The organism is Mycobacterium sp. NAZ190054 (assembly GCF_001545925.1).
In the GTDB taxonomy this organism is placed as follows: Bacteria; Actinomycetota; Actinomycetes; order Mycobacteriales; family Mycobacteriaceae; genus Mycobacterium.
The window spans coordinates 1-9541 of the sequence record NZ_LMVQ01000131.1 but is presented as its reverse complement, the minus strand read 5'-3'; the positions used below and the strand labels follow the sequence as shown (position 1 = coordinate 9541).

The window sequence follows — 9541 nt, the reverse complement described above, 5'->3', positions numbered from 1 at the left end:
CTCCGACGCGACCGGAAGCACCCGCACCAGTTCCCCGAACCGGCAGGCCAGTTCCCAGGCGGCGTCGATCACCCCTGCGTCATCGCCGCGGCGCCGCAACGCGATGAGCCCGCGGATCAGCAGCTGCTGTCCGAGCTGGCGGCCGGCCCGCGCCACATCGACGAGACGTACTCGGGCGGCTACACCAATCTGACGTATTTCGATGTCGAACAACGCCGTCTCGGCGCCGCCGCGGCGCTGCTGGACACCAGCATCCCGCTGATGATCGAGCACGATCTTCCGATATGCCGCATGGTGCAACTCGGCTCCCGGAGCCGACTGCACCTGCTGGCCGGCGACTGGGACCGGGCACTGACCGACGCCGAATCGGTGCTGGGCGGTCGGAGCGCCCCGCTGGCCCGGACGTGGCCGCTGCTGATCCGCGGGCTCATCGCGTTGCGGCGCCGCGGCGATGACGCAGGGGTGATCGACGCCGCCTGGGAACTGGCCTGCCGGTTCGGGGAACTGGTGCGGGTGCTTCCGGTCGCGTCGGCGATCGCCGAGCGCACGTGGCTGACCGGTGCACCGGATCCGCGGATCGCCGAATGCCGGTTGTTGCTTCGGGAAGCGCCGGCGCGGGGGCTGGAGTGGGCCCGCGGGGAGCTGGAAACGTGGCTGCGCCGCATCGGCGCAACGGAAGCAGACGCGTGTGGGACGGCCCGGGTCGCCGTCCCCTACCGGCTGCTCTCCGACGGCCGGTACGACGCGGCGGCGGAATCGTTCCACCGCCTCTCGACGCCGTATGACGCGGCGCTGGCCCTGGTCGACTCCGGTGAACCCGCGGCCGTGCGCAAGGCGCTCGACGTGCTCGACCGGCTGGGCGCCGACGCGGTGGCCGGCAAGGTCCGCTCGGACCTGCGCGCGAGGGGTGCCGCGACGGTGCCCGGTCCGCGGCGGGCGTCGACACTGTCGAACCCGGCCGGGCTCACCGCCCGGCAGGTCGAGGTGTTGCGTCTGCTCGGCGACGGGCTGACCAACGCCGAACTGGCCGAACACCTGTACCTGTCGGTCAAGACCGTCGATCACCACGTGTCGGCGATCCTCACCAAGCTGGAAGTGACCGGGCGGCGCGACGCGGTACGCAGAGCGCGCGAGGTCGGCATCCTCACCTGAGGAGGTGGTGCGCACAAACATGGGTAGTCGCTCCCGATGTCGGCGGGCCGTCGGTGCGCGACCGTTTCTCACGACCGGTCGGTCAGACCGCGGCACCACCCATCGACAGATTCGAGGAGAACAATGACCACCGCTGACACCGGCGTGGCGAGCAATCCGGACGCCGACCGACAACTCAAGGCCAAACACCGCGCCCTGTGGGCGTCGGGCGACTACCCCGCCGTGGCCGCCGAACTGATCCCCGCGCTCGGGCCGCGGCTGGTCGAGGCCTGCGGCATCGGTCCCGGGCAGCGGGTGCTCGACGTCGCCGCCGGCTCGGGCAACGCGGCCATCCCGGCCGCGGCGACCGGCGCCACCGTCGTCGCCTCCGACCTGACCCCGGAACTGTTCGAGGCAGGCCGGGCCATCGCCGCCCGGCGCGGCGTCGAACTCGAATGGGCCGAGGCCGACGCCGAGGCGATGCCGTTCGCCGACAACGAGTTCGACGTCGTGATGTCGTGTGTCGGCGCGATGTTCGCGCCGCATCACCAAGCCACCGCCGACGAACTCGTCCGGGTCACCCGCCCGGGCGGGACCATCGGCCTGATCAACTGGACGCCGGAAGGCTTCATCGGCAACCTGTTCGCGACCATGAAGCCCTACGCTCCCCCGCCGCCGCCCGGCGCCGGCCCCGCGCCGTTGTGGGGCAGCGAGGACCATGTACGAAAGTTGTTCGGCGACAAAGTCTCCGAGCTCACCATGCAGCGCCAGACGGTGGTGATGGATCATTGCGCGACTCCGCTGGAGTTCCGCGAGTACTGGAAAGCGAACTACGGTCCGACCATCGCGGCCTACCGGTTCAACGCGCAGGATCCCGACCGGGTAGCGGCGCTCGACCGCGATTTCCTCGCCTTCCTGGAGGAGTGGAACGGCTCGGACGAACCGGGGCGGACCGCCTACGAGGCGGAGTACCTGTTGGTGACGGCCGTCAAGCGCTGAGCCCCGTTGCCACGTCGGTAGCCGATCGGCTACCGTCAGAGCCCTCAACGGGGAGGCGAGGCATGGCGGCTGATCGGAACAGGGTCCGGCCCGGTCGGGTCGGCGCAGCGGCCGCCGCACTCGGCGTCGGCGCGGTGATCGCCTGCAGCACCGCAGGTCCGGCGAGCGCCACCGACGACGACACGAACGCTCCGGCGTCGGGGTCGTCGAGCCAGGTCGACGCGCCGACCACAGACCACGAGGCTCCGCCCGCCGCCGACGCCCGTGACGACACCGAGGACACCGAAGACGCCGAGGACACCGAGGACGTTGAGGACGCCGAGGACACTGAAGACGCCGAAACCGACGACGCGCCTGACGAGGAGTCCGGCACCGGACCTTCCGGTGAGGACGAACCTTCCGGCGAGCCGGTCCCCGTGGCCCGCACGATCGACGACACGGTTCTCGATGACCACGAGGCCACCCCAGCCCCCGAAGACAGCGACCCCGAAGGGCCCGGCGCAACGGCGGCGCTGCTGACACTGGCCGGTTCGGCGCGCCGCGACGACGACCTCGACGACGAGCCGGCGCCGGCCACGTCCGCGCCGACGAGTCAGCTGCATGAGCCGGAGACGCCGGCTCATGCACCCGAAGTCGGCTCGCCGCAGGACGAACCGGAGCCGGAGCCGCTGTACACCGGGAGGCCGTCGTTCATTCACCAGGTGGTGACCTTCGGGTTGACGGTGCTCAAGGCGGTGCTGAAGCCGTTCGGCGGTCTGCTGTCGTTCACCAGCCTGAAGATCCCGTTCTTCACCGATGGCGTTCCGCCGTTCTTCCTCACGGGCGGGCTGAAAGTCGAACTGACCGAGTTCGAGGGCATGAAGGTCTGGTCGCTGACGCCGCGGAGAGAAGCCACCGACACGGTTGTCGTCGCGTTACACGGCGGTGCCTACGTCGCCACGGCGAGCATCTTCCACTGGTGGACCTACGCGGACATGGCCCGTGACACCGGCGCGACGGTCGTCGTGCCGCTGCAGACCCTCGTGCCCGGCGGCGGTACCGCGGCCTCCGAGGTGCCGCGCACGGCGAACTTCATCACGACGATGATCGACGGTCACGGCGCCGAGAACGTCAGTGTGCTGGGCGATTCCGCCGGAGGAGGGCTGGCCCTGGCCGCGATGCAGGAACTGGTGCGCCGCGGGTCCCGCAACCCGTCCCGCCTCGTGCTGCTGGCCCCCTGGCTCGACGTGTCGATGAGCGATCCGCGCAGCGCCGAGATCGAAGACCCGTTGTTGGACATCCCCAACCTCGCCCGGTCCGGCGCCAGATGGGCCGGCGGCGCGCAGAACACCGCTAATCCGTTGGCCAGCCCGCTGTTCGGGCCGCTCGCCGGTCTGCCGCCGACCTACGTGTACAGCTCATCGCTGGACCTGCTGACGGTCGACACCCTGCGGCTGCGCGACCGGGTGCTCGCCGCGGGCATCCCGAATGTCACCTTCCGGCTGCGCGACGGTCTCATCCACGACTGGGCGACGTTCCCGTTCCTGCCCGACGCACACGAGGACCGGCCCCGCATCTACGCCGACCTGCTCGGCCCGGTGATGTCACCCTCTGTCGTCTGACCGGGAGAACCGGCGGCTGACGAAGTGCAGCACCATCCCGACCGCCAGCAGGATCGCGGCCAGCAGCCACACCGCGGCGCTCTGTTGGGTCATCAGCAGCAGGCACGAGCCGACCCCGAGCACCGGGACGAACGTCCAGACCTGGAAGTGGTCGTGTTCGACGTGGTCGCGCCGCAACACCAGCACCGAGACGTTCGCGGAGAGGAACACGAAGAGCAGCAGCAGCACCACCGTCTCGGCCAGTGTGGACAGGTCGCCGACCAGGGTCAGCAGCATCGCGACCGCCGTCGTCGCGACGATCGCGACCCACGGGGTGCGGCGGTTGGGCAGCACCCGGGCCAGGACATCCGGGAGCAACCCCTGCTCGGCCATCCCGTAGGTCAGCCGGCTCGCCATGATCATCGTCAGCAGCGCCCCGTTGGCGACCGCAATCAGCGCGATGAGGCTGAACAGCCAGTCCGGCACGCCGACTCCGGAGGCCGACACGACCTCGAGCAACGGCCCCGAGGACTGTGAGAGGTCGTCGGCGGGCAGTGCGACCGCACTGGCCAGACCGACCAGCGCGTACACCACCCCGGCGGTGAGCAGCGCCGCGAACAGCGCCGTCGGATACACCCGCCTCGGGTTCCTGATCTCCTCGACGACGTTGGCGGAGGTCTCGAAACCGACGAACGAGTAGTAGGCCAGAATCGCGCCGCCGAGAACCGCCAGGCCCGGCGACGCCCCGTCCGGGAACGTGCCGGCGCGGCCGATGTCACCGTCCCCGCGTCCCAGCATGATCGCCACGACGGCGATCACGATGACCAGGCCGGTGAGCTCGATCGCGGTCATCACGACGTTCGTCTTCAGCGACTCGCTGATTCCGCGCGCGTTCAGACAGGCGACCAGGGCCAGGAAGACCAGCGCGGCGACGATCACCGGGACGTCGACGAACGTGGCCAGGTAGTCACCGGAGAAGGCCAGCGCCAGGCCCGCGGCGCTGGTCACACCCGCGGCGAGCATGCTGAACCCGACGAGGAACCCGATCAGCGGCTTCCTGAACGCCCGCTCGGCGAACACCGCCGCGCCACCCGCGCGCGGATACTTCGTCACCAGTTCGGCGTAGGAGCCGGCGGTGAGCAGCGCCAGCAGCATCGCGACCACCAGCGGTGCCCACAGCACCCCACCGACCTCCGTCGCGAGCTCCCCCATCAGCGCGTAGACACCGGCGCCGAGCACATCCCCGAGGATGAACAGGAACAGCAGCGGGCCGGTGATCCGGCGCGCCAGCTTGGTCGGCGTGGCGGTCGCCTCCGCGGTCTCGGCAGACATGGGTGGGCAAGTACCCGCGATGCGGGAGATCGATACCACGGCTCGGCCTGGCCGGCTGCCGAACGGAAGTTCGGGTGTCCCGCTGTCGCCTCAGCCGGCCGCGGCGACGCTTCTCAGTTCGGCGAACGCATCACCGGTGAACGTCACCAGCGACGTGCCGCCGCGGGATTCGATCCACCGCTGGAACGCGACCCGGAAGACCGCGAGGCCGACTTCGGCGGACAGTCGCGCCACCGACGCCTCGACTTCCCGGCGATGAAGCGACTCGGCCAGCGCGTCGGCCAGCGCGGCGAGTTTGACCAGCTCGCGCTCCCGCAGACTCTGGTTGGCGTCGATGATGGCCTGCCGCTGACGGGCACGGTCACCGCGCCCGTTCACCACATGTGCCACCACCTCCAGCGCCGAGGCCACCGTCTCCAACGGATGCTCGGTGTCCTCATGCGCGAGAACGGTGTCGGACACCAATTCGATCAGTGCGTGCTGACCCGAGAACAGCACCTCCCGCTTGTCGGCGAAATGCCGGAAGAAGGTGCGCTCGGTCAGCCCCGCCCGCGTCGCGATGTCGTCCACCGTGGTCCGGTCGAAGCCGTGCTGGTCATAGAGCTCCAGCGCCGCCTCTTCGAGGCGCTCGCGCGCGTTGGGCTGCCAGCGGCTCATTCTCCGATCCTAGAGGGAATGACAGCCGCTGACATCAGCGTTACGTGTGACGACAGTCCCTGACATCGAAAGGTCACCATGAACATTTTCGTCACCGGAGCATCCGGCTTCATCGGGTCGGCGGTCGTCGCCGAATTGCTCGCCCACGGCCATCACGTCGTCGGACTTGCCCGATCGGAGTCGGCGGCGCAGCGCGTCGCGGCGTCCGGCGCCGTGGTGCTACGCGGCGGTCTGGACGAGCCCGAGATCCTCATGTCAGGTGCCTCGGCCGCCGATGCGGTCATCCACCTGGCCTTCCACCACGATTTCACCGAGTACGACGTCGCGAATCGATTGGAGCGCCAGGCGATCGCCACCCTCGGGGACGCACTGGCGGGCTCGGACCGCGCCCTGGTGGTGGCCTCGGGAATGGCCGGACTCGGCCAGGAGCAGATCCTGACCGAAGACCACGCCGCGCCGCCGGACGCTCCGCGCGGATCCGAAGCGGCGGTGTTCGCCCTGACCCAACGCGGCGTGCGCACCGCCGCGGTCCGGCTGGCGCCGACCGTCCACGGAGCCGGCGATCACGGATTCGTGCCGACGCTCATCGGCTGCGCCCGCAGCGCCGGCGTCTCGCTCTATCCGGGAGACGGTTCCAACCGGTGGCCGGCCGTCCACCGTCTCGACGCCGCAGCGCTGTTCCGGATCGCCGCGGAGGACGCCCCGGCGGGCACGGTGCTGCACGCGGTCGCCGAGGACGGGATCCCTGTGCGGCAGATTGCCGAGGCCATCGGAGCCGGACTGGGTTTACCGGTCGAGTCGACCGCTCCCGCCGCGGTCGCGCAACGCGCCGGGTTCGTCGGCGCCGTCTTCGGGCTGGACCTGGCGGCCTCGAGCGAGAAAACGCGGGCGCGATTCGGCTGGCAGCCCACCCACGAAGGTTTGCTCGACGACCTCGCGCACACGCACTACTTCGCTGCGCCTCAATCCTGACTCAATCCTGATCCGAAAGCCGGCGGCGTGGCAGCGCGCACCTCCAGAATGGCTAGATGCGCTTCGGAAATTTCATGGCCCCGTTCCATCCGGTCGGGCAGAACCCCACCCTCGCCCTCGAACGGGACCTCGACCTGATCGTGGCGATGGACCGCCTCGGCTTCCATGAAGCGTGGGTCGGTGAGCACCACTCGGCGGGATTCGAGATCATCGCCTCACCCGAGGTGTTCATCGGGGTGGCGGCCGAGCGCACCAAGCACATCAAGCTCGGCACGGGAGTCAGCTCACTGCCCTACCACCACCCGTTGCTGCTCGCCGACCGCATGGTGCTGCTGGACCACCTGACCAGGGGCCGCGTGATGCTGGGTTGCGGACCCGGCCAACTCACCTCCGACGCGCACATGCTGGGTATCGCGCCCGACGAGCAGCGACCGCGCATGGAACAGTGCCTCGACGCGATCATGCGCCTGCTGCGCGGGGAGACGGTCACCATGCACACCGACGGATTCACCCTGCAGGACGCGCGCCTGCAGCTGAGGCCGTACAGCGAACCGTGTTTCGACGTGGCCGTCGCCGCGTCGTTCTCCCCCACCGGCCCGCGCGGTGCCGGCCGCCACGGCATCGGCATGCTCTCGATCGCGGCCACCGCCAGGCAGGGCATGGATCTGCTCGCCCAGCACTGGAACACCTGGGAAGAGGTGGCACAGGAACACGGCCACGTCGCGGACCGGTCGAAGTGGCGGCTGGTCGGGCCGATGCACCTCGCCGAGACGCGCGCACAGGCCGAACGCGACGTCGAGTACGGCATAGCCCAGTTCTCCCAATACTTTTCGCACGTCCTGCCCGCAGGTCCGGTGCAGGGCGACACCCCCGCCGAGATCATCGCGAACAATCACGCCAGCGGATTCGCGGTGATCGGCACGCCTGACGACGCGATCGCGAAGATCGAGGAACTCGTCGACGCGAGCAACGGAGGTTTCGGCGCGTTCCTGTTGTTCGACCACGACTGGGCGCCGCCCGCCGCGAAGTTGCACAGCTACGAACTCTTCGCGCAGTACGTGATTCCGCATTTCACCGGCCAGCTCGCCGCACCGGTCGCCTCCCGCGACTGGGTGACCGCCGGGGGCCGCACGTTCGTCGACCAGGCCGCGCACGCGATCGGCAAGGCGATCGAGGACCATGCGGCCGAGCAGTCGGTCAGGCACCCAGCCGCGGATCAGGCCGCGGCGGAACGGAATCGATGACCGGTCCCGACCGGGACGCCGTCCTGCGCGAGCACCTGGACCGATGGCGGCTCAGGATCGACGGACCGGTCCGTGAGGGTACCGGGTCCACGGTGGCGCCGGTCCGCACCGGTGATGACCTCCCCGCCGTCCTGAAGGTCGGGTCGGCGGACGCTCCGGACCGGCAGCACGAGCACCTCGTGCTGCGGCGCTGGGGCGGCCGCGGGGCGGTGCGGCTGCTGAGCGCCGACCCGCCGCAACGCACCGTCCTGCTCGAGAGGCTGCACCCACAGACACTGACCGGAATGCCTGTCGACGTGGCCTGCGCGATCGTCGCCGGACTCTACCGCCGGTTGCACGTCCCACCCATGCCCCAGCTGCCGTCGCTCAGCGCGCAGCTGGCCCGGTGGGTCGAGGCCGTCGGCAGGTTGCCGCGCAGCGCACCGATTCCGCACCGGCTCGTCGAGCAGGCCACCGGACTCGGCCGCGATCTGGCGACGGAGCTCAACGATTCCACCGTGCTGCACGGTGATCTGCACTTCGGCACCGTGCTCGCCGCGGACCGCGAACCGTGGCTGGCCATCTCCCCTCAGCCGGTGAACGGTGATCCGCACTACGAGGTGGCCCCGATGCTGTGGCACCGGTGGGACGAACTGGCCCACGACGTCCGCGACGGCGTCCGCCGCCGCTTCTACGCGGTCGTCGACGCCGCGGGTCTCGACGAGGACCGCGCCCGGGCCTGGACATTGATCCGCGTGGTGTGCACCGCGACCCGCGAACTGATGGCCGACCGGCCTCCGGCCGCGGACTCGTCGACCAGATATGTGGCGGTCGCCAAGGCGGTCCAGGACTGACGACCGGCGCACCGAACGCACGAAGCTAGTTTGACCTGATGGAATCCGGACCGTCCCCGTTGATCAGCTCCGCGCCGCGACCGCATCCCGCGCGTCTGGACCCCGCGACCTATCCCGTCCACGATTCGGTCGAGGCCCGGTTCGGCGACATGGACGCCAACGGCCATCTCAACAATGTCGCGCTGGAGACGTTGCACGAGAACACCCGGGCGACGTTCAACCGCCGCGTGTTCCCCGCGGTGTACGACCTCGCCACCAGGACGCGGCGCCTCGTGACGTCGACGATCGTCGTGCACTACCTGCATGAGGCGCCGTGGCCGGCGGTGCTGCAGACCGCGATCGGCGTCGGGCACCTCGGCCGCACCTCGTTCGTCGCGTCGAGCGCGCTGTTCCTCGACGGCGCCTGCGTCAGCCTCTGCGACACGCTGCTGGTACTGCTCGACGACGACGGCCCCACCCCGATTCCCGACGAGGTGCGGGCCGACCTGGGAGCTCTCCGCATTGCGCCCGGCGGATGACGGTCGGCTCGGCGCCGCGGCGGGTGGCTGGGCGTGCCGCCGCGGGACAACTGTGTCACCATCGGACGGTGGTGTTGTCAGATCGTCTCAATCGTGTTGGACGTTCCGCAGTCGCCGCGGGAGTCTTCTCATTCGTCATGCTCGGCCTTGCGCCGCAGCGCCGCCGGACCGCCCAGGGCGTCTTCGGCGAGGACGGTCGTCAACCATTCCACCGTCGCGGAGTGCGCGGTGATCAGACGGGTCGCCAACTGCTCGACGTCCGGCTCTTTGGCGGC

The 9541-nt window shown here is 70.0% G+C and carries 9 protein-coding genes and 1 pseudogene; 7 read left to right on the top strand and 3 right to left on the bottom strand.

The genetic code is table 11. The annotated features are described in order from the left end of the window. The 3 genes from ASJ79_RS11215 to ASJ79_RS11205 form a co-directional block, all read left to right on the top strand. Positions 1-1152, top strand: a 1152-nt coding sequence (locus ASJ79_RS11215) for a LuxR C-terminal-related transcriptional regulator (RefSeq protein WP_197420170.1), incomplete at its 5' end; no start/stop codon positions are given. Between the two features lie 123 nt (positions 1153-1275). Beyond that, positions 1276-2130, top strand: a complete 855-nt coding sequence (locus ASJ79_RS11210; protein WP_067955110.1) for a class I SAM-dependent methyltransferase — start codon at positions 1276-1278, stop codon at positions 2128-2130. A 62-nt stretch (positions 2131-2192) separates the two neighbouring features. Next, positions 2193-3731: an alpha/beta hydrolase fold domain-containing protein gene (locus ASJ79_RS11205; RefSeq protein ID WP_067955108.1), complete on the top strand. Its 1539-nt coding sequence runs from the start codon at positions 2193-2195 to the stop codon at positions 3729-3731. On the opposite strand, the gene ASJ79_RS11200 is transcribed toward ASJ79_RS11205, so the two are convergent. Together ASJ79_RS11200 and ASJ79_RS11195 are read right to left on the bottom strand one after the other, a co-directional pair. Beyond that, complete coding sequence (locus tag ASJ79_RS11200; RefSeq protein WP_067955106.1) at positions 3714-5042, bottom strand: APC family permease; 1329 nt, start codon at positions 5040-5042, stop codon at positions 3714-3716. The genes ASJ79_RS11205 and ASJ79_RS11200 overlap by 18 nt on opposite strands. A 90-nt stretch (positions 5043-5132) precedes the next feature. Then, complete coding sequence (locus ASJ79_RS11195; protein ID WP_067955104.1) at positions 5133-5699, bottom strand: TetR family transcriptional regulator; 567 nt, start codon at positions 5697-5699, stop codon at positions 5133-5135. A gap of 78 nt (positions 5700-5777) precedes the next feature. Here ASJ79_RS11195 and ASJ79_RS11190 point away from each other — a divergent pair, with 78 nt between their 5' ends. The 4 genes from ASJ79_RS11190 to ASJ79_RS11175 are packed head-to-tail and all read left to right on the top strand — an operon-like array spanning position 5778 to position 9266. Next, positions 5778-6671, top strand: coding sequence for an SDR family oxidoreductase (locus ASJ79_RS11190; RefSeq protein WP_067955102.1), 894 nt, complete (start codon positions 5778-5780; stop codon positions 6669-6671). Between the two features lie 56 nt (positions 6672-6727). Further along, entirely contained in the window at positions 6728-7915 is a 1188-nt protein-coding gene (locus tag ASJ79_RS11185) for an LLM class flavin-dependent oxidoreductase (RefSeq protein ID WP_067955100.1), read from the top strand. Next, complete coding sequence (locus tag ASJ79_RS11180) at positions 7912-8748, top strand: aminoglycoside phosphotransferase family protein (protein ID WP_067955098.1); 837 nt, start codon at positions 7912-7914, stop codon at positions 8746-8748. Before ASJ79_RS11185 ends, ASJ79_RS11180 begins: the two co-directional genes overlap by 4 nt. A gap of 38 nt (positions 8749-8786) precedes the next feature. After that, complete coding sequence (locus ASJ79_RS11175; protein WP_067955096.1) at positions 8787-9266, top strand: thioesterase family protein; 480 nt, start codon at positions 8787-8789, stop codon at positions 9264-9266. A 149-nt stretch (positions 9267-9415) separates the two neighbouring features. Here ASJ79_RS11175 and ASJ79_RS32125 read toward each other — a convergent pair. After that, a pseudogene (locus tag ASJ79_RS32125) lies at positions 9416-9541 on the bottom strand (ferritin-like domain-containing protein); the annotation flags it as partial.

Coding starts and splice junctions, on each gene's coding strand:
- ASJ79_RS11210 (WP_067955110.1), top strand. CDS start 1,276: ATGACCACCGCTGACACCGGCGTGGCGAGCAATCCGGACGCCGACCGA.
- ASJ79_RS11205 (WP_067955108.1), top strand. CDS start 2,193: ATGGCGGCTGATCGGAACAGGGTCCGGCCCGGTCGGGTCGGCGCAGCG.
- ASJ79_RS11200 (WP_067955106.1), bottom strand. CDS start 5,042: ATGTCTGCCGAGACCGCGGAGGCGACCGCCACGCCGACCAAGCTGGCG.
- ASJ79_RS11195 (WP_067955104.1), bottom strand. CDS start 5,699: ATGAGCCGCTGGCAGCCCAACGCGCGCGAGCGCCTCGAAGAGGCGGCG.
- ASJ79_RS11190 (WP_067955102.1), top strand. CDS start 5,778: ATGAACATTTTCGTCACCGGAGCATCCGGCTTCATCGGGTCGGCGGTC.
- ASJ79_RS11185 (WP_067955100.1), top strand. CDS start 6,728: ATGCGCTTCGGAAATTTCATGGCCCCGTTCCATCCGGTCGGGCAGAAC.
- ASJ79_RS11180 (WP_067955098.1), top strand. CDS start 7,912: ATGACCGGTCCCGACCGGGACGCCGTCCTGCGCGAGCACCTGGACCGA.
- ASJ79_RS11175 (WP_067955096.1), top strand. CDS start 8,787: ATGGAATCCGGACCGTCCCCGTTGATCAGCTCCGCGCCGCGACCGCAT.